This window comes from Weissella muntiaci, from assembly GCF_008107635.1.
In the GTDB taxonomy this organism is placed as follows: Bacteria; Bacillota; Bacilli; order Lactobacillales; family Lactobacillaceae; genus Weissella; species Weissella muntiaci.
This window is the reverse complement of the sequence record NZ_SDGZ01000010.1, coordinates 178,382-197,844: the sequence shown is the minus strand read 5'-3', so window position 1 is coordinate 197,844 and position 19,463 is coordinate 178,382. Positions and strand designations below refer to the sequence as shown.

The following is a 19,463-nucleotide window of genomic DNA, read 5'->3' as shown; positions in this document are numbered from 1 at the left end:
GGAGAAATAAATGTCAGTTTTAAATATTCAGGAAATTCAAGCAATCTTGCCCCACCGTTATCCAATGTTGATGCTCGACTCAGTTGAAGAGCTCGAACCAGGTGTGCGGGCGGTTGCGCTGAAGAATGTGTCAGTTAATGAAGAGATTTTTCAAGGGCATTTTCCGGGTGATCCAACATTTCCAGGGGCTCTTTCAGTTGAAGCATTGGCACAAACTGGTGCAATTGCACTACTTTCAATGCCTGAATTCAAGGGGAAGACGGCTTATTTTGGTGGGATCAAAAAGGCTCGATATCGTCAAATGGTACGTCCGGGTGATCAAATTAAACTGGAAGTGACCTTAGATCGGATGCGCGGACCAATCGGAACTGGTAAGGGCGTCGCTAGTGTTAATGGTAAAAAAGTTGTTACTGCAGAGTTGACATTCATTGTTGGAGATTAATATGTTCAAAAAAGTGCTGGTTGCGAATCGCGGTGAAATTGCGGTTCGAATTATTCGCACGTTGAAGGAAATGGGCATTCAATCAGTTGCAATTTATTCTTCAGCGGATGCGGAAAGCCTCCATGTTAAATTAGCGGATGAGGCAATTAAAGTTGGTGGGCCACGTTCAAAGGATTCTTACCTTAATATGAAGAATATTGTTTCAGCAGCTCTGCTAACGGGTGCAGAAGCAATTCATCCCGGCTACGGTTTCCTAGCTGAGAATGAATTGTTTGTTGAAATGGTTGAAACAGTTGGTATCAAGTGGATTGGACCCAGTCCAAGAGTTATTGAATTGATGGGAAATAAGGCTAATGCGCGTGAGTCAATGCGTAAGGCTGGCGTTCCGGTGATTCCGGGCTCAGATGGGTTTATTAAGGATGCTGGTGAAGCGAAAGTTGTGGCAAGTCGGGTTGGCTATCCACTACTACTGAAGGCCGCTGCTGGTGGTGGCGGTAAAGGGATGCGCTTTGTCTATTCGGATGATGAGTTAGCTGATAAATTTGACGATGCCCAACGCGAGGCTGAGGCTGCCTTTGGCGATGGCCATATGTATGTTGAAAAGGTTATGCAAAATGTTCGGCATATTGAGATGCAAATTATGCGTGATCAATATGGGGCAACGGTTTACTTCCCTGAAAGAAATTGTTCTTTACAACGGAACAATCAAAAAGTTATGGAAGAAAGTCCAGCACTAAGTGTGACGCCGATAATGCGCAGTATGTTAGGTGAGATTGCGGTTAAGGCAGCCACGGCATTGGAATATGAAAATACTGGCACATTGGAATTCTTGCAGGATCATGAAGGTAATTTCTACTTTATGGAAATGAATACGAGAATTCAGGTTGAGCATCCAGTGACCGAGTTAGTTACAGGATTAGATTTGATCAAAATGCAGATTGAGGTTGCGGCAGGTGAACACTTGGCGATTCGACAAAGCGATGTGCAAATTATCGGGCATGCGTTGGAGATTCGATTGAATGCAGAACAACCTGAACGAAATTTTGCACCAAGTGCTGGAACGATTGACTTTGCATTCTTACCAACCGGCGGTCCTGGTGTACGGATTGATTCGGCCATTTATAACGGTGACAAAATTCAGCCGTTTTATGATTCAATGATCGGAAAATTTTTGACGCACGGTGCTGATCGTTCACAGGCGATTGTTAAGATGAAGCGTGTCTTAAATGAGTTAGTGATTCACGGTGTGAAAACTAATGCACCATTTCAAGCAGCATTATTGGAAGATCCAACGGTTTTGCGTGGATATTTTGATACGCGCTATTTGGAAAAGGAATTTATGCCACGCTGGGTTGCTAGTCAACCAACTGAGGAATAGGAGCTTGTAATGGATTTATTTGCAAAAAAAGCTGAACAGCCGAAGTTGTTTCGAGACAAGGAGCTTAATGATCGAATTCCGGATGATTTATTTTTAGCCTGTCCTTACTGCGGTGCGCAAAGCTATTCGAAGGCTTTGGGAACGTTCAGAGTTTGTGGTAATTGTGGCTATGGTTTTCGATTGCAAGCACGTGAGCGTGTTGCCTTAATGACGGATGAATTTACAGAGTTTGATGCTGATATCAAGGTGGATCCAACGGCCTTTCCAGGCTATGAACAAAAGCTAGAACGCGCTCAGCAGCAAACCGATCTGAATGACTCGGTTTTAACTGGATTGGCACGGATAGAAGATGTACCAACGGCATTGGCAGTTATGGACTCATATTTTATTATGGGATCACTTGGAACAATAACTGGTGAGAAAATTACCCGCCTTTTTGAACATGCAACAACTCATCAATTATCGGTTGTTTTATTTGCCGCTTCGGGTGGTGCACGAATGCAAGAAGGTATTATGTCGTTGATGCAAATGGCGAAGGTGTCAGCTGCCGTTGCAGAACATCAAGAAGCTGGATTAACGTACTTGGTGGTGTTAACTGATCCAACCATGGGTGGTGTTACGGCCTCTTTTGCTATGCAAGGTGACATCATCTTGGCGGAACCGCATGCATTAATTGGATTTGCTGGACGGCGAGTGATTGAACAAACAATTCATGAACAGTTGCCAAAAGAATTTCAACGAGCAGAGCAATTGCTGGAGCATGGTTTTGTTGATGCAATTGTGCAACGGGCGGATTTAACAGCAACAATCGCACACCTATTACGATTGCATCGTGTACCTGCGGAGGATTAAAGAATGGCTTTATTTAAACGTGAATTAACACCAGCGCAGGTTGTTAAGAAGGCTCGTGAGGACCGTTTTGCCGCTCGAGAATTGATTGATGGTATTTTTGATGGTTTTTTTGAACTACATGGTGACCGTTTCTATGGTGATGACGCCAGTGTAATTGGCGGTGTAGCAGAACTGGCTGGTCGACCTGTGACAGTGATTGCAATTGATAAAGGGATCGACTTAACGGATAAGCTGGCTAAGCGGAACGGATCGCCAGAACCGTATGGTTATCGAAAGGCTTTGCGTCTGATGGAGCAAGCTGCTAAGTTTCATCGGCCAATTATCACGTTAATTAACACCCCGGGAGCCTTTCCAGGGAAAACTGCGGAAGATCAAGGGCAGGGAGCTGCGATTGCAGAGAGTATTTTGGCGAGTTTTAAACTTCCTGTACCAATGATTGCAATTATTTATGGTGAAGGTGGATCCGGTGGCGCATTGGCATTGGCAACTTCTGATCAAGTGTGGATGTTCAAACACGCGACCTATTCAATTTTGTCACCAGAGGGCTTTGCATCAATCTTATGGAAAGACGCCAAACGTGCCGATGAAGCTGCTGGTGTGATGGGTCTGACGCCAAAGGATTTGCTAGAAAAACAAGTGATTGATCAAGTGATTCCAGAAGGGCGTAACCATGTGCGGGTCTTTGCGACCATTCAAAGTTTGCTGGTCAAAGAAGTTACCGCATTAGAACAATTGACACCACATGAGTTGTTGGCTCAACGACGAGCCCGTTTTCGTGCTTTTTAATTGATACAGAAAAGACCCCTGATTTCTAACTGCCTGATGTTCAAGGTATTTTAGAAAGCGGGGTCTTTTTATTCCTTAATAAAGATAAATTCGTTCGAACTGGAGCGGGCGGGATGAAAGTGGAACCCGCGAGAATCAAACTGCTTGAGGGCTTCGCCATCGGTAATTTGGTTTTCCGCCATAAAGCGGACCATTTCGCCACGAGCGATTTTTGCCTCAGTAGCTTTAATTTTCAGCTGCTTAGTGACTGGGTCAATTGAAGCAAAAGTACAAGTTAATAGCCGATCGGATTCCTCAAGATAAGGGATAATCGCTTTGCTATACTCCTTTGAGGCTAAATTGACAATTAATCCGTCATCATTTTGGTCAGTGACGTGTTGATAGATCAGTTTTTGCCAGAAGGGGTAAAGCTTGGTAAATCTCGTCCCATTATGGATGAAATCGACCTTGCTTTGTAACTCTAAGCGGTATGGAGTTACGCCATCGAATGGCCGGAGGCTACCATAGAAGCCAGAAAGAATGCGTAAGTGTTCCTGCAAGTAGCTTAAAGCTGGTTGGTCCAATAAACTTGGGGCCATATATTGATATTGGATGCCGTCGAAAGCCATCAAGGCAGGGGCGACATTCTCATATAAATTCATGGTTTGAAAACGCTGATAGTTTAAGGATGTAATTTGGTCATTGCTTTGCCAAAGTACCTGGGCTTGTTTGAAACTAAGTTGCTGAATGTAAGTTTGTAAAATCTGAGTATGTGCCAGGAGTGCTGGTTGATCAATTGCCGTGAAGTCGTCATTAGCAAGATTCATTTTTTGAGCAGGCGAAATAATTATACGCACAGTTTTGAGCTCCTTAAACATAGAAGTTTGTACGTTATTATAACACGGCCAAATTAGAGCGTATCACCATTCCAAATTGAATTTTTAACGATCACATAATCAACCTTGGTTAAGCCATTCAGGTCACGGCCACCAGCATAGGAAATTGCGCTTTGTAGATCCTCTTCCATTTCATTTAAAGTGTCCTGCAGAAGGCCTTTGTGTGGAAGAAAAATTTTCTTTCCTTCGATATTGCCACGGTGCCCTTTTTGGTCAGCACTAGCCGAGCCAAAATATTCTTTGTACAGGACACCATCACGTTCAACTGTAGCACCGGGTGATTCTTCATGTGCCGCAAAAAGTGAGCCAATCATTACCATGCTAGCGCCAAAGCGAATCGACTTAGCGATATCACCATTGGTGCGGATCCCACCGTCTGCAATGATTGGCTTTGAGGCGGCTTTTGCACACAGACGGACAGCGGCTAATTGCCAACCACCTGTGCCAAAGCCGGTCTTAACCTTAGTGATGCAGACTTTACCAGGCCCAATACCAACTTTAGTTGCGTCAGCTCCAGCATTTTCCAATTCGCGAACGCCTTCAGGTGTGCCAACATTGCCGGCGATCACAAATGTTTGGGGCATCAATTGTTTAATATGTTTGATCATGTTAATAACGGCATCAGAATGGCCGTGTGCAATATCAATGGTAATGTAATCAGGTTGACTGATCGGACGCCGGGCTAATTCGCGAATAAAGTCGTATTCGGCTGGCTTGACGCCGACGGAGATCGAAGCAATTAAGGATTGTTGATGCATTTTTTCAATAAATGGACGACGTTGCTCAGGTGTAAAGCGATGCATAATGTAAAAGTAGCCTTGCCTTGCAAGATATTCGGCAAGTTCTTCGTTGATAATTGTTTGCATATTAGCTGGAATTACGGGTAGTTTAAAGGTGTGCTGACCCAGAGTAACCGAGGTGTCGGCTTCGCGTCGGCTCTCAATGATACATTTATTAGGGATCAATTGGATATCTTCGTAGTCAAAAACGGGAATGTTCGTCATAATAAAATCCTTATCTGAAATAAATTCGTCTATTAGTCGCTTATGTAACTTATTCTAGCATAATCGTTCGTATGTTTGTTATTTAATTAGTTGCAATATCTTATTTTTCAATCAAATGACGAACTATGTGCGATTCGTTTATCGGCTTAAGGCGCTTAGGGATAATCAATTAGTGGATAAGATGTTGAGATAAAGTGGATAAATTATCCCTGATCGGAGTCAAAATGGCTTAATATGATACAATTAAGTCAAAATTCATAAAAAACAATGGAGACAAGTTAATGGCTTGGAAAGATATTTATCAGACATGGTTGAATGAAGCGAAGATGCCAACGGACCTAAAAAATGAGTTGGTCAATATGGATGAGGCAAGGCAAGAAGATGCCTTTTATCAGCCACTATCATTTGGTACCGCTGGTATGCGTGGCCTTTTGGGTGCTGGGATTAATCGGATGAATGTTTTTACAGTTCGGCAAGCAACAGAGGGGTTGGCGCGCTTGATGGACTTACAAGTAGAAACGGTTAAAGATCGCGGTGTTGCGATTTCATACGACTCACGTCATTTTTCGCGTGAATTTGCTTTTGTAGCAGCTGGTGTATTGGCAGCTCATGGGATCAAAGCCTATGTTTTTGAGAGTTTGCGGCCAACACCAGAGCTTTCTTTTGCGGTCCGGTATTTGAACGCTTATGCTGGAATTATGATTACAGCATCACATAATCCAAAAGAATATAACGGCTATAAGATTTATGGTGAAGACGGTGGTCAAATGCCACCAAAGGAGTCTGATATCGTAACTGCTTCGATTCGTGAAGCTGATATGTTTAATATTGCAATGCTTTCGATCGAAGAAATGCAAGCGCAAGGACTATTAGAGATTATTGGCGATGCAGTTGATCAAGCTTATCTAGCTGAGGTGAAGACTGTGACAATCAATCAAGAGTTGATTGATACAGTTGGTAAGGGTATGAAGCTAGTTTATTCGCCCCTACATGGTACAGGAGCTAAGATTGCCGGAGCTGCATTGAAGAATGCTGGCTTTGAAAATGTCTTAATTGTGCCAGAGCAAGCTGAACCGGATGGTGATTTTCCAACTGTTAAGTTACCAAACCCTGAGGATCATGCAGCACTTGCGATGGGGATTGAGCTTGCGAAAAAAGAAGATGCTGATGTTGTAATTGCTGTGGATCCAGATGCTGACCGAATGGGAACAGCTGTGCGGATGCCATCTGGTGAATATCAGTTGTTGACTGGAAACCAAATTGGTGCGATTTTACTTAACTACATTCTGACTGCTAAGCAAAATGCCGGGACTTTGCCTGCTAATGGGGCAATGGTTAAGTCGATTGTTTCGTCAGAATTTGCGGCTGATATTGCAAAGCATTTTGGAGTGACAACAGTTAATGTATTAACTGGCTTCAAGTACATCGCCGAACAAATTGAGCATTATGAGCAAACTAACGAGCACACCTTCCTCTTTGGCTTCGAAGAGTCATATGGTTACTTGGTAAAGGGCTTTGTCCGTGATAAGGATTCAGTTCAGGTAACAGTCTTGTTGGCCGAGGTTGCGGCATATTATAAGTCACTTGGTAAGACTTTATATGATGGGTTACAGGAACTCTTTGAAACATTTGGTTATTATGTTGAGAAGACGAATTCGCTAACCTTTGCTGGAATTGATGGTGCTGATAAGATTGCAGCTTTGATCGCTAAGTTCAGAGCTGAGACGCCAAACGAATTTGGCGGCGTTGCAGTTGTGAAGGTCGAGGATTTTGTTGCTCAGACTGAGACGGATTTGCAGACTAAGCAAATTACACCATTAACTTTACCAACTGCAAATGTTATTAAGTATTGGTTGAGTGATGGTTCTTGGGTTGCAGTTCGCCCATCAGGAACGGAGCCTAAGATTAAATTCTATATTGGTACAAAGGGTGCAACGGCCGAATTAGCTGATGCCGAATTGGCTGCAATTGAACAGTCAATCGAGCGTTATCTATAAGACATGAATATCTAATAAAGGAAGATCCAGGTATGTTAGGCATACAAGGATCTTTTTTATGCTTGTCAGACTGGTGTAAGGTCAAGAAAAGTTATAAAATACTGTTATTAAGTAAGGAAAAAAGGATTATGACACAGTATAAATTTTTAGAGTCATTTAAATTAGCGAATGGCGTAACAGTTAGAAATCGTGTGATCATGCCGCCAACGACTTTACGTTCCTCATATGCTACTGGTGCGGTTACCGATGCGGAATTACGATATTATCAACTAAGGTCCGGTGGTCCCGGAATGGTGATTACTGAGATGGCGTATGTGTCAGGACTTGGCAAAACATATGTTGGCCAAATAGGCGCAGATAGCGATCGTCAGATTACCAGTTTGCATAAACTGGCGCAGACGATTAAGGCTGAAGGGGCGCTGGCAGTTTTGCAATTATCGTTTGGCGGCCGAATTGCGCAACCAGCTGTTATGCCACATGAGGAAATTGTTGGTCCATCGGCGCTTCCAGGGCATCAACCAGGAATGCATACACCAAGAGCGATGACGGATGCAGAAATCCGGCAAAGTATTCTTGATTTTGGTCAGGCAACTAGGCGCGCGTATGAGGCCGGATTCGACGGAGTTGAGTTGCATGGCGCCAACATGTATTTGATGCAACAATTCTTTTCGGCCCATGCCAATCAGCGGACTGACGCCTGGGGTGGAAGTGAATCGGAACGAATGAATTACGGCTTGGCAGTTTTGGATGAAGTGATTCGGATACGGGACGAAATTACGGACGAACGGTTTATTATCGGTTACCGTCAATCATCAGAGGAGCCGACTGAAATTGGAATCCGCCATTCCGACGCTCTGCGGATGGCAAAAGAAATTGTTAAGCGACCAATTGCATATTTTCATTTATCATTAAAGGATGCTTTTCAGACGCCGTTCATGGATAAAACGGATCTTGAGCCATTGTATGTAAAATACCAACGTGTTTTGGGTGGGATACCTTTATTTGTGGCAGGATTGTTACGAACACCGACTCAAGTTGAGGAGTTGGTTCAGCATGGTGTAGCCGGCGCTGCAATTGGCCGTGAACTAATCGTTGATCCAAACTGGGTACAAAAGGTGCAAAATAGTGATGAAAAGGGGATTCGATATGCACTATCACCAAGTGATATGATGCTCCTTGGAATACCGGATCCTTTGGTACCATGGTTAATGACCCGCTTTAAAAAGGGCTTAGTTGTTTCAACTGATGAGGCATTTGATTTGACCGTGCCTTGGCAATATTATCGGTAATTACATTAGAAAAACAACAAAATATTCGCGAAAAGCTAGAAAACTCTGGTATCATCTTATAAAAGGGTTTTGAAAGGAGCACTTAACATGATGTTTTTGATAATTTTAGTAGTAGTGATCTTATTAGCCGTAATGTGGATTTCAATCTACAATGGTTTGGTTAAGTCACGAATGTATACAACTGAGGCTTGGAGCCAAATTGACGTGCAATTGAAGCGTCGAAATGATTTGATTCCAAATCTGTTAGAAACCGTTAAGGGCTATGCTCGTTTTGAGCAAGGAACTTTGGAAAAGGTGATTGCATTACGTAATCAGTTGGTAAACACGCCAACTGGCGCTGATCCACAAAAAACGATGGAAGTTTCAGATCAGTTGACAGCTGGATTGAAGTCAATCTTTGCGGTTGGTGAAGCATATCCCGACTTGAAGGCTTCACAACAATACAATAAGTTGATGGAAGAACTTTCAAACACCGAGAATAAAATTGCTTATTCAAGACAACTATTTAATACAGCAACAGCAAACTATAATATGAAACTACAAAGTTTCCCAAGTAATATAATTGCTGGAATTCACGGCTTTAAGCCTAGTGAGTTCTTGGCAACTCCTGAGACTGAAAAGAGTGTTCCAAACGTTTCATTTACTGACGAAGGTATGTAGAAATAAGGAGTAAGCGATGCTATTTGAACAGATTGCGCGTAATAAACGTAAAACTGTTGGATTATTTTTTGGCTTCTTTCTCTTTGTTGCCTTGGTTGGGGCTGCCTTAGGTTACTTTTTATGGCGGTCAATGCAGACTGGGATTGTGATTGCTTTGGTTGTGGGCTTGGTCTATGCAGTATATATGTTTAGTCAGTCGACTGAAGTAGTAATGGCAATGAATCATGCGCAGGAAATTACTTCGGCTGATCAGGCGCCTGAGCTATGGCATATCGTTGAGGATATGGCTTTAGTGGCACAGGTGCCAATGCCTAGAGTGTTCATCATTGATGATCCAAGTCCAAACGCATTTGCGACTGGTAACAATCCAGAACATGCAGCGGTTGCCGCAACGGCAGGTATTATTGAGCGGTTGAATCGTTCAGAGCTCGAAGCGGTAATGGCCCATGAAATGACCCACGTTCGAAATTATGATATTCGGTTACAAACGTTGGCGGTTGCCCTATCTTCGGCGATTGCGTTGTTAGCAAATCTAGGGACTAATTTCTGGTTCTTTGGTGGTTCAAATCGTAACAGTCGCAACAATAACGATAGCAATATCATTGGACTGATCTTTTCGTTATTGGTACTAGTTTTAGCACCTTTAGCAGCGACGATGGTTCAGATGGCGATTTCACGAAATCGTGAATATCTAGCTGATGCAGGAGCCGTTGAATTGACGCGAAATCCAGAAGCAATGATTGCTGCTTTGGAGAAGATATCGACTAGCGATCCGATGAAGGCAAGTAACGTTTCATCCGGCAGTGCTGCGCTTTATATCTCCAATCCATTGAAGGGTGAAGGGATGAGTTCTCTATTTGATAGTCACCCACCAATCGAGAAACGGATTGAAGCATTACGCAAGTTATAAATTTAAGAAGTTTGTTTAGGGGCATTATGATCGGGCTCTTGAACAAACTTTTTTACTGCTTCAAAAAATTAACAAGATGTTATAATTGTGTCAGAAAGTTAACAAGGGGAAGAGAAGATGGAGTATATTGTAAAATTCATGAAACGCGATGACGTTCAGATGTATGCCACATTATTTTTTTTGGTAGCGCTGATCTTCATCTTTCATGAAATGATTTCAATGGTGTTGCTGTTGATCATTTTTTCATATTTGGCAATTCAGGTCAGCGATCAAATTACGAGGCGAACTGGCATTCCGTACCCTTTGGCGGTGATTGCAACGTTTTTGTTGGCGATTGGTTTGCTGGTACTAGCAATTGATTACATCGTACCGGTTTTGTATAGTCAAGCTATATTAATTCCGGACGCGATTATTCAAGGCCTAAAGGAATATCCAGTCTTGGCGAACTATGCTAATGAGCTGATTAGCAAATTAGATATTGTGAAGCAAATCAGTACAAATTGGCAAAGTTGGGCAACCCAGACGTTACACACGGTTGGTTATGTGGGTGACACGGTCTTGATGGTCTTGTTATCAATTTTTATGTCGTTCATTTTTGCACTGACACGATTTAGAATTGATGCATTTGGTCGCCAGTTTTTAAATTCTAACCATCCAAAGTTCTTTGGCAATATTTACTACTTAAGTTCTAAATTTGTTGCACATCTTGGGGCGATTATTGAAGTTCAATTGAAGATTAGTATTATTAATACGATTCTAACGGTGATTGGTCTCCTATTTATTGGGATGCCCAGTCCATTTGTAATGGGAATGATTGTTCTGATTTTGGGATTAGTTCCAGTTGCAGGGGTATTGATCTCAATTATTCCACTCTCAATGATGGCGTTTGTTACTGGTGGAATTTGGATGTTTATTGAAGTGATTATTCTAATTGTAATCATTCATTCCTTTGAGTCTTACTTCTTGCATCCTCGTTTGATGGCTGGAAGAACCCATTTGCCAATCTTTGTAACCTTTGTGACCTTGATTGTGATGGAACGTTTATTAGGGGCGTGGGGCTTGATCGTCGGTGTGCCAATTGTCTCGTTCTTCCTAGACGTGTTTGGTGTCCAGACCATGCGCGTTAGAAAAACAATGTAGACCTGCCAAAAAGAAACGGGGAGTAGCCATGCTTGTAGAACAATATGATTTCCTGTCGGACAAAATTACACTCTTTTATTCTGAAAAAGGTTTGAAGTTTATTAGTTTAGCGGATGATCCAATTACTGAATACACGGCTTGGTTTGGGGCTAGTGATTTTAAATTCACGGATCAAAAGCGGTATGCAGGGGTGGTCTCGGCTTATTTGCAACATCGTGATTTACCAGCAATTTTAGTTGATTGGGAAGGAACAACTTTGCAAAAGCAAGTTTGGCAGTACCTTCAAACGATTCCACAAGGCGAAACGATCAACTACTCAGAGTTGGCGAACGCGGTCGGGGCAGCGCAAGCAGTCCGGGCGGTTGCATCAGCCGTTGGGAAGAATCCTTTGTTGGTCTTGGTTGGATGCCATCGGATCGTGCGGAAAGATGGCAGCGTCGGTGAATATCGTGCTGGCAAGGATTGGAAAACTAAGTTAATTGACTTTGAACAAAAGGTTGATTAAAAATAAAAAACTTGGATCAATTTCGATCCAAGTTTTTTTATAGAAAGAGCATTGAGAATAGCGAAATGTACATTAATGTAACACCACCTAGGACGAAGATATGCCAGAAGACATGGCCCATTGGAATCTTAGGGAATAGATATACTAATGCACCAAGTGAATAAGTGATTCCTCCGGCTAGCAGTGTATTAAAAGCGAACGGGGTGAGCGTTTGATGTAGTTGTGGAAATGCTAGCACAATTAGCCAACCCATCAGTAGATAGATGGCGGTAGATAACCAAGGCCATCGTCCAACGAAAAAGATGTCGTAGATAATTCCGGCGAAACTGAGAAAAGCGATGATTCCCCAGATAATCCAACCAATCCGCGTTGGCATAAAGAGCCAGGTGTAGGGCGTGTATGATCCTAAAATAACCAGATAGATGCCGGAATGATCTAAAAATTGAAATATTTTCGATGCACGTGTAAATACGAGGGCATGAAAAAGGGTTGAGGCGAGTAAGAAAGTAATGATTGAGGCGGAGTATAAACTGAGGGCGGTGATTGTTAATGGTGATTTATGCATGATCACTGCAAGGACAAGCATTAAGGTTGCCGCAGAAACAGCTACTAGGGTTCCGATTCCATGTGTGAGGCTATTTAAAATTTCATAGACTATTTGATAAGTACGACTTGAACGAAAATCTCTCTTGGGCATAATGGCTTTCATGATGACCTCCCTTGCATTTTTAATAATCATAACTCTAACAACTGGTTTTGTAAACTAGATGATTGAGAGTTGTGGTTTGAAACGCGATTAATTTAATGTTTGAGACTCAGCCTATTGCATTTAACTAAATTTAACCGTAAAATAATGCGTAGCATTGCATTAGAGAGTACCCTTAATTTGATTCTTCAGCGAGTACATGGTTGGTGGGAATGTACGGATGATTGAGGTGGAAGGTAGCTAATGGGCTGTGTTGGTGAATTGAGTAGCTACACCGTGTTGGACGCGTTAAGTTCACAATGAGATGAATATTTAATTATTCAATTCAGGTGGTACCGTGACTTTAGTCGCCCTGATTATCCAAGTGGATAATTGGGGCTTTTTTATTGTTTTTAGAAAGTAAAGAGGAAATAAAATGCGTGAAATTGAAATGCCGGGAAAGTATAACCCAGCGGCAGTTGAAGCTGGGCGTTATGATAAGTGGGTTCAAGAAGGACGCTTTAAGCCGTCAGGCAATGCTAAGGCTCGCCCGTATTCAATCGTCATTCCACCGCCAAATGTAACTGGAAAGCTGCACCTGGGGCATGCTTGGGATACCACTTTGCAAGATATGTTAATTCGACAAAAGCGTATGCAAGGATTTGATACAGTTTGGGTTCCAGGGATGGATCATGCTGGGATTGCGACGCAAGCTAAGGTTGAACAACGATTGGCTGAAGATGGAGTTTCACGATATGATCTTGGTCGTGAAAAATTTGTTGATCAGGTATGGGACTGGAAGAACGAATACGCCAGCACGATTAAATCACAATGGGGTAAGATGGGCTTGTCTTTGGATTATGACCGTGAGCGGTTTACTTTAGATGAAGGCTTGTCAGAAGCAGTCCGTAAGGTCTTCGTTAATTTGTATAATAAAGGGCTGATTTATCGGGGTGAGTATATTATCAATTGGGACCCCAAGGCTCGAACAGCCTTATCAGATATTGAAGTTATTTATAAAGATGTTGAAGGTGCTTTCTACCACGTTAAATATCCATTTACTGACGGAACAACCCTTGATGGCAAAGATTATATTGAAATTGCGACAACGCGACCTGAGACTATGTTCGGGGATGTGGCAGTGGCCGTTAACCCAAACGATCCTCGTTATCAAGGAATTATTGGGAAAACAATTAAGGTTCCGTTAGTTGAACGGGAAATTCCAGTGATTGCTGACGAATATGTCGAGATGGATTTTGGAACAGGAATGGTAAAGATCACGCCTGCCCACGACCCAAATGATTTTGAGGTTGGTAATCGCCATGACTTAGAGCGCATCAACACAATGAATGAAGATGGTTCAATGAACGAACGTGCTGGCAAGTATGTCGGCATGGATCGTGACGAAGCGCGTAAGGAAATTGTGGCGGATTTGACCGCAGCTGGTTGGATGCTAGAAGTTGAGCCATACACACACTCAGTTGGTCATTCAGAACGAACGGGTGTTGTGGTTGAGGCTCGTTTATCAACCCAGTGGTTTGTTAAGATGAAGCCATTGGCCGAGCAAGCCTTGGCAATGCAAAAGACTGATGATCGGGTTGATTTCTATCCAGCTCGTTTTGAGGATACCTTTACGCGCTGGATGGATAACATTCACGATTGGGTTATCTCGCGACAATTATGGTGGGGTCATCAGATTCCAGCTTGGTATCACAAGACAACTGGTGAAATGTATGTTGGTATGGAAGCACCAAGCGACCCTGAAAATTGGACTCAGGATAGTGATGTGCTTGATACATGGTTCTCATCGGCCCTTTGGCCTTTCTCAACAATGGGTTGGCCAGATGAAGATTCTGCCGACTTTAAGCGTTATTTCCCAACAAACACATTGGTAACTGGCTACGACATTATTTTCTTCTGGGTTGCCCGGATGATGTTCCAGTCAAAGGAATTTACTGGTCGTCGACCATTTAACAATGTGTTGATTCACGGTTTGATTCGTGACGAAGAAGGACGCAAGATGTCAAAGTCTTTGGGAAATGGAATCGATCCGATGGACGTAATTGAGAAGTATGGGGCTGATGCCTTGCGGTGGTTCTTAGCAACCGGTTCAACGCCAGGACTTGATGTGCGTTTCTCATATACAAAGATGGATGCTGCCTGGAACTTTATTAATAAGATTTGGAATGCGTCTCGTTATGTAATTATGAATTTGGACGACCAAACTGAAGTTACGCTACCAGATTTGATGCAGGCATCCTTAGCTGATAAGTGGATTTTGTCGCGTTTGACAGCGACAATTGAGGCGGTTAATAAGAATTTCGAAAAGTTTGAGTTTGGTGAAGCTGGCCGTGCATTGTATAACTTTATTTGGAACGATTTTGCTGATTGGTACATTGAAATGACCAAGGAAACTTTGAATGGTTCTGATGAACAAGCAAAACAGGCTGTTCAAAACGTATTAGCATACGTATTGGATCAGACCCTTCGGTTGCTCCATCCAATTATGCCGTTTGTTACTGAAGAAATATGGTTGACGATGCCACATCAGGGAGATTCATTGGTAACGGCAGCTTATCCTGAACCAGTGATGGACTTTATCAATCCGGCAGTTGAGGCTGATTTCCAAAGCTTGATTGACCTGATTAAGGCAGTCCGGTCAATTCGAACTGAGGCGAATGCGCCCATGTCGACGCTGATTGACGTCATGATCAAGACTGATGATGCTAAGCTACAACAAATCTTTAACGATAATGCTGATTATATTAATCGTTTTGTTAAGCCAAAGAACTTAGTGATTGCGGCAGAAATTGAAGCTCCTAAGCTAGCGATGACACAGGTTATTTCGGGCGCCGAAGTGATCGTACCATTGGCTGAGCTAATTGACTTGGATGAAGAGATTGACCGACTAGAAGGTGAGTTGAAGAAGTTCCAAGGTGAAGTTAAGCGTGGTCAAGGTAAATTGGGTAACGAAAAATTTGTTAATAACGCCCCAGAAGCGGTGGTTGCTGAAGAGCAGGCTAAACTAGCTGATTGGGAGGCTAAATTACAAGCTACACAGGCCCGTTTAGCTGAGTTACGAGCTGTTAAATAAAAAATATTGATTTAATCGCTGGAAAGAAATATTTCTAGCGATTTTTTCATCATTTCATCATCAAATACATATCATTTAAATCATTCTGTTTGATATTCTATAAAAGTAACCAAGTAGTTTGATTTAAACGAGAGGAGTTTGGCTGATGAAAAAGCAATTACTTTTAACAGGTGTACTAGCTGGTGGGCTATTGTTGATGCCTATGGGTGTTTTGGCGTCAACAACGGCAGACAGCACGGCAACGATTACTTACACACAACCGGATGGTGCACTAGCGTTGACGGCAGTTCCAGAGTTTGAATTTGGTTCATTTGTCCGCGATCCTGCTCTAGGAGCAAACCCAACTGCAAATAGTAGTGGGATTAGTGTTCGGGATGTCCGAGGATTAGAGGCGGACGATGCGACTGCTGGCTATTACGTGACAGCCCTTTTGAGTGGTCCATTTGTTACATCCGATAATAATTCAACCCTTCAGTTGGGTGGAATTAATTTGAATGTAGGCAACGGTGCTGATTTAGGTTCTGATAGCAATGCTGTTTTTGCCGGTACAGGCAGTCAAAATATTACCACTACAAATACAATTGCAGTTGGTAATTCTGAAGCGAGTGCTCTGAATTCAACTTTGACGACTGGCTCAACGAATTTGGCAATGAGTGTTCTTGGAACAACTGGTGCACTAAATAATTTCTGGAGTATTCTTACGCAGGAATACGTTGGAGAAGTCACGTATAACCTAGTGAGTGGTCCAACCGGATAGCAAAAAACCTTGTGACTTGGTCACAAGGTTTTTAATTTGGTCCGTCGACTAAATTCCATTGAATTGTTGCATTGTAGGTTCCCTTTTGTACGGCAGGCGAATCAAGCTGCAATTGAACTCCTTGATCAGCTTGGTATGATTTTCGGTAGGTAAAGGGTGCAAGTAGTTCGAGGGGGCTGTCTTGCGTGAAAATATTAAATGGAGTCGCGGATAGGGTGTTATTATTACCACTATCAAGCCAGTGGAGAGCCATTCCAGTTGGTAAATTGTCGCTAACAATACTAGCTTGAACTGAGAAGTTAGGCATCTCGGCCCGCGAGTCAGTAATCACGAAATCCATTGCATTGTTTGTGCCATTACGTGGAAGTAAACTACCACCGGGGCTAATCATATTAGTTTGATAGTTAAAGGTTAAGGCGGTATCAAGTGGCGTACTGGCAAATGTTAGCATCCCGACATTGCGCGTGAATTCGAGTGCAGGGGCACTTTGATATACTTGGACGCCGGTACTGGTCGGATATTGACCATCCGGACCAGTCGTCAGGCCACTTGCAAGGTTGCCAAGAGATGGGTAGAAACTGCCAACGACGCCAAAAGCAGCGTTGGTGCTGTTGGTTGTGCGCCCGATTAGTGGATTACCGTTGAGGGCGTAACCCGTAATGTCATAGCCCAAGGGACTGGTTGTTGAAATCGTAATTGGCATGCTAGTATTGCCACCGGTTGAACTGTTGCGGAAGACGGCTGATTGTCCAACCGGTGTGCCCGCATTTTGTGTGTTGAAGCGGACACGGTCCGCGTTTTTAATCGTAAATGAGTCGTTACTATCAGGGTTGTTATACCAGAAGGCATTTGTTAGTGAAGTATAGGTGAATTGAGCATGGTTATCGAAGAGCGTATTTACAGGGCTTGTTGTGGCATAGTTAAAGAGATTATTAGTGTTTATATTGGTTGAGCTAGTCGGACCAAATGTATAAGCAATCGGAGTATCAGTTGTGCCACTCATAAAGTTAGTGATACTTGCCAAGTTCATTTGTAAATTTCCCTGATTGATTAAACTGAAATTATGTCCGTTAGAATAAAAAAACGTACCAGTTTGGTTAGGGAGGTTAACGGTCAATTGAGCACCGGCATTTACGGAAATTCCCCCTACAGAACCGGCTGTACCGTTTGTAATAGGCACGTAGCTTGAATTGCCACTACCGGTAATTTGCGTTGTCCCATCCAAAACGGAAAAACCCTGACCCTCCATAAATTCTTGACGTCCAGCCGGGAAGTTGAAATAGTTATTACCTGAGAAATTGACCGGAAGTCCACGGGTATAGAATGGCTGCCCACCGCTGCCACCCCAGGTAGTGATTGAACCCAGATTCATTTGGACGTTTTGATAGGTCAATTTAGAGCCAGCAGAATAATTTTGATCCGCAGAATAGAAAAGACCGTAATAATAGTTATATCGGACGGAGCCATTCATAGTTCCATCGGGCTTGGGGACATTCGGATTATTAACCAGTTCGTTGTTATTTCCGGTTGCAGTCATCTGCATATTGGCTAATCGAATGGTTTGATTAGTACCAACGTGAAAGATGCTATCGTAACCGTAGCATGAATATAGAGCAAAATTATTCATATCAATCGTTAGGGTTAAACCATTTGGAATGGTCACCGGACTAGTCGGTAAGGTTAAATCACGACTGGCTCGAATATTCATTGGACTCGTTGCACTACTTGTTAGGAGGGTATTGAAATCATTTCCAGCGGTGATTACGTACCAGGTCACTCCGTTACCATCAGTTTCCTGGGTGATTGAGGCTTGACTGGATTGAATGAAGAAAAGGCTGGTTAGAGCCCAAGAAAGTAGTATGAGGAAAAATTTACGCATAGTTTGTCTCCATGTTAATTTCGTTTCGCCTTACGCTGCCGGTAGATTAGCCAAATAATTAGCAAGACTAATCCAAGAATCAAAACTCCTAATACAATCAGGCAGAACATGAGCGGATTTTTGATTTGCAAACCACTTCGAACCGTGTCGGTCTTTGAAACCGTAAAGGGTGCTTGAGTGCTGGTTTCATGCTGATCAATGGTGGTCGTGTATTTTAGATAATATTTGCCGGCTGGTAGAGCATCTTTCAAATTGACTAACGTGTTGGTAGTTGTTCGAGGCGCAATTGCTCGATGAACGTTTTCTTCGGTAAAAAGGACTTTTTGGTCCGCTCGTCGAAGAATCTCAGTTTTAATTTTCAAACCGCTACGGTATGCTTGGGCCGAATTAACGAGTGTACCATGGACTTGACTACCGCTTTTAGTAACCTGATATTTAGCTTTGGTCAGTTTAAGCTTCGGCTTGGTAGCCATTTGATCGCCTTGGCGCAGGATGACGGCGCTACTAAAAGAAAATTCGTTCTTAATTGACCCCGATACAGGTGCTTTCTTGTCACTAATCTTATTGATGTGAATGCCACCCATAACCTGACCTTCAAAGGGTACGTCGGGCATTTTGACCTTGAAATAGATGGTTTGATTGCTTTTAGCGGCAAGCTCAATGCTACCAGTCTTTTCACTGACCAGATCAGTAAAGTGCGGTCCTTCAACACGCTGTTGGCTAGTCGGGTGGCCAGCATAGTCAATAATAATGTTTTCGTTAGTAAATGCGTTTGTTGCCTGATATTTGAAAGTGGCTATTTGATCAGCATCATTACTGATCATTAGAGCAATCGTCGTTTCTGCACCAGGCTCAAGGGTTAAGTCGGAATAACCACTGCCAGCGTTTTGATACGGGTTTGGTAGGGTTTTTACCGAGAAAGCAGGCTCGGTCCGGCTCGTATTTGCAGATAGGGGTGTTGTCATTAGGGTGAGGCAGCTTAATATGGGGATGATAAAGCGTAAAATTATTTTCATTTGATACTCCTTGAGATTATTTATATATTAGATCAATTAAATTACATTTGAATTATCTCGCAATTTGTTGGATTAATTTCAGTTAATTTATGTCTTATTTTGGTATCCTTGATGAAAATATTGTTTTTGTAATACGCCGAACCGTTTTATGGCTAGATGATGGCGAATTACAGATTTTTAATATCACGCAGCGC

At 42.7% G+C, this 19,463-nt stretch carries 17 protein-coding genes and 1 other annotated feature; of the genes, 12 read left to right on the top strand and 5 right to left on the bottom strand.

The window, feature by feature from the left end; genetic code table 11:
- The first annotated feature begins 10 nt into the window (after positions 1–10).
- The 4 genes from fabZ to accA are packed head-to-tail and all read left to right on the top strand — an operon-like array spanning position 11 to position 3,458.
- Positions 11–442, top strand: coding sequence for a 3-hydroxyacyl-ACP dehydratase FabZ (gene fabZ / locus ESZ50_RS03890; protein ID WP_148622286.1), 432 nt, complete (start codon positions 11–13; stop codon positions 440–442).
- 1 nt (position 443) lies between these two features.
- On the top strand, positions 444–1,820 hold the full coding sequence (accC, locus tag ESZ50_RS03885) for an acetyl-CoA carboxylase biotin carboxylase subunit (RefSeq protein ID WP_148622285.1): 1,377 nt from the start codon (positions 444–446) through the stop codon (positions 1,818–1,820).
- Positions 1,821–1,829: 9 nt separating this feature from the next.
- Positions 1,830–2,672, top strand: a complete 843-nt coding sequence (gene accD, locus ESZ50_RS03880; RefSeq protein ID WP_148622284.1) for an acetyl-CoA carboxylase, carboxyltransferase subunit beta — start codon at positions 1,830–1,832, stop codon at positions 2,670–2,672.
- Positions 2,673–2,675: 3 nt separating this feature from the next.
- A complete protein-coding gene (accA, locus tag ESZ50_RS03875; RefSeq protein ID WP_148622283.1) occupies positions 2,676–3,458 on the top strand; it encodes a carboxyltransferase subunit alpha in 783 nt (260 codons plus the stop codon).
- 68 nt (positions 3,459–3,526) lie between these two features.
- Here accA and yaaA read toward each other — a convergent pair whose 3' ends face one another.
- Both yaaA and guaC read right to left on the bottom strand, forming a co-directional pair.
- A complete protein-coding gene (gene yaaA, locus ESZ50_RS03870; protein WP_148622282.1) occupies positions 3,527–4,294 on the bottom strand; it encodes a peroxide stress protein YaaA in 768 nt (255 codons plus the stop codon).
- A gap of 53 nt (positions 4,295–4,347) precedes the next feature.
- On the bottom strand, positions 4,348–5,337 hold the full coding sequence (gene guaC / locus ESZ50_RS03865; protein ID WP_148622281.1) for a GMP reductase: 990 nt from the start codon (positions 5,335–5,337) through the stop codon (positions 4,348–4,350).
- A 281-nt stretch (positions 5,338–5,618) separates the two neighbouring features.
- Between guaC and ESZ50_RS03860 the strand changes: the two genes are divergently transcribed.
- The 6 genes from ESZ50_RS03860 (at position 5,619) to ESZ50_RS03835 (ending at position 11,838) form a co-directional block, all read left to right on the top strand.
- A complete protein-coding gene (locus tag ESZ50_RS03860) occupies positions 5,619–7,334 on the top strand; it encodes a phospho-sugar mutase (RefSeq protein WP_148622280.1) in 1,716 nt (571 codons plus the stop codon).
- Positions 7,335–7,462: 128 nt separating this feature from the next.
- A complete protein-coding gene (locus tag ESZ50_RS03855; RefSeq protein WP_148622279.1) occupies positions 7,463–8,623 on the top strand; it encodes an oxidoreductase in 1,161 nt (386 codons plus the stop codon).
- Positions 8,624–8,710: 87 nt separating this feature from the next.
- Positions 8,711–9,283: a LemA family protein gene (locus tag ESZ50_RS03850; RefSeq protein WP_148622278.1), complete on the top strand. Its 573-nt coding sequence runs from the start codon at positions 8,711–8,713 to the stop codon at positions 9,281–9,283.
- 16 nt (positions 9,284–9,299) lie between these two features.
- Entirely contained in the window at positions 9,300–10,193 is an 894-nt protein-coding gene (htpX, locus tag ESZ50_RS03845; RefSeq protein ID WP_148622277.1) for a zinc metalloprotease HtpX, read from the top strand.
- A gap of 117 nt (positions 10,194–10,310) precedes the next feature.
- Positions 10,311–11,333 (top strand): AI-2E family transporter, encoded by a 1,023-nt coding sequence (locus ESZ50_RS03840; RefSeq protein ID WP_148622276.1) that lies wholly within the window; start codon positions 10,311–10,313, stop codon positions 11,331–11,333.
- A gap of 28 nt (positions 11,334–11,361) precedes the next feature.
- The gene (locus ESZ50_RS03835; protein WP_148622275.1) at positions 11,362–11,838 is read left to right on the top strand and encodes a methylated-DNA--[protein]-cysteine S-methyltransferase; all 477 of its coding nucleotides are present in this window, start codon (positions 11,362–11,364) and stop codon (positions 11,836–11,838) included.
- 37 nt (positions 11,839–11,875) lie between these two features.
- Here ESZ50_RS03835 and trhA read toward each other — a convergent pair whose 3' ends face one another.
- Positions 11,876–12,535, bottom strand: a complete 660-nt coding sequence (gene trhA / locus ESZ50_RS03830) for a PAQR family membrane homeostasis protein TrhA (protein ID WP_148622274.1) — start codon at positions 12,533–12,535, stop codon at positions 11,876–11,878.
- Between the two features lie 157 nt (positions 12,536–12,692).
- Positions 12,693–12,902, top strand: a binding site (T-box leader).
- A gap of 57 nt (positions 12,903–12,959) precedes the next feature.
- On the opposite strand from trhA, the gene ESZ50_RS03825 reads away from it, so the two are divergent.
- A complete protein-coding gene (locus ESZ50_RS03825) occupies positions 12,960–15,617 on the top strand; it encodes a valine--tRNA ligase (protein ID WP_148622273.1) in 2,658 nt (885 codons plus the stop codon).
- 145 nt (positions 15,618–15,762) lie between these two features.
- Entirely contained in the window at positions 15,763–16,374 is a 612-nt protein-coding gene (locus ESZ50_RS03820; protein ID WP_148622272.1) for a hypothetical protein, read from the top strand.
- Between the two features lie 31 nt (positions 16,375–16,405).
- Here the strand turns inward: ESZ50_RS03820 and ESZ50_RS03815 are convergent, their stop codons facing one another.
- Both ESZ50_RS03815 and ESZ50_RS03810 read right to left on the bottom strand, forming a co-directional pair.
- Positions 16,406–18,253: a hypothetical protein gene (locus ESZ50_RS03815; protein WP_148622271.1), complete on the bottom strand. Its 1,848-nt coding sequence runs from the start codon at positions 18,251–18,253 to the stop codon at positions 16,406–16,408.
- A 14-nt stretch (positions 18,254–18,267) separates the two neighbouring features.
- Positions 18,268–19,218 carry a DUF916 domain-containing protein gene (locus ESZ50_RS03810; RefSeq protein ID WP_222860788.1) on the bottom strand — a complete coding sequence of 317 codons (951 nt, stop codon included), beginning with the start codon at positions 19,216–19,218 and terminating at the stop codon, positions 18,268–18,270.
- Positions 19,219–19,463 lie beyond the last annotated feature (245 nt).

Bases quoted from the DNA above. Each gene is read 5' to 3' on its own strand.
- fabZ (WP_148622286.1), top strand. From the start codon at position 11: ATGTCAGTTTTAAATATTCAGGAAATTCAAGCAATCTTGCCCCACCGT.
- accC (WP_148622285.1), top strand. From the start codon at position 444: ATGTTCAAAAAAGTGCTGGTTGCGAATCGCGGTGAAATTGCGGTTCGA.
- accD (WP_148622284.1), top strand. From the start codon at position 1,830: ATGGATTTATTTGCAAAAAAAGCTGAACAGCCGAAGTTGTTTCGAGAC.
- accA (WP_148622283.1), top strand. From the start codon at position 2,676: ATGGCTTTATTTAAACGTGAATTAACACCAGCGCAGGTTGTTAAGAAG.
- guaC (WP_148622281.1), bottom strand. From the start codon at position 5,337: ATGACGAACATTCCCGTTTTTGACTACGAAGATATCCAATTGATCCCT.
- ESZ50_RS03860 (WP_148622280.1), top strand. From the start codon at position 5,619: ATGGCTTGGAAAGATATTTATCAGACATGGTTGAATGAAGCGAAGATG.
- ESZ50_RS03855 (WP_148622279.1), top strand. From the start codon at position 7,463: ATGACACAGTATAAATTTTTAGAGTCATTTAAATTAGCGAATGGCGTA.
- ESZ50_RS03850 (WP_148622278.1), top strand. From the start codon at position 8,711: ATGATGTTTTTGATAATTTTAGTAGTAGTGATCTTATTAGCCGTAATG.
- htpX (WP_148622277.1), top strand. From the start codon at position 9,300: ATGCTATTTGAACAGATTGCGCGTAATAAACGTAAAACTGTTGGATTA.
- ESZ50_RS03840 (WP_148622276.1), top strand. From the start codon at position 10,311: ATGGAGTATATTGTAAAATTCATGAAACGCGATGACGTTCAGATGTAT.
- ESZ50_RS03835 (WP_148622275.1), top strand. From the start codon at position 11,362: ATGCTTGTAGAACAATATGATTTCCTGTCGGACAAAATTACACTCTTT.
- trhA (WP_148622274.1), bottom strand. From the start codon at position 12,535: ATGCCCAAGAGAGATTTTCGTTCAAGTCGTACTTATCAAATAGTCTAT.
- ESZ50_RS03825 (WP_148622273.1), top strand. From the start codon at position 12,960: ATGCGTGAAATTGAAATGCCGGGAAAGTATAACCCAGCGGCAGTTGAA.
- ESZ50_RS03820 (WP_148622272.1), top strand. From the start codon at position 15,763: ATGAAAAAGCAATTACTTTTAACAGGTGTACTAGCTGGTGGGCTATTG.
- ESZ50_RS03815 (WP_148622271.1), bottom strand. From the start codon at position 18,253: ATGCGTAAATTTTTCCTCATACTACTTTCTTGGGCTCTAACCAGCCTT.
- ESZ50_RS03810 (WP_222860788.1), bottom strand. From the start codon at position 19,218: ATGACAACACCCCTATCTGCAAATACGAGCCGGACCGAGCCTGCTTTC.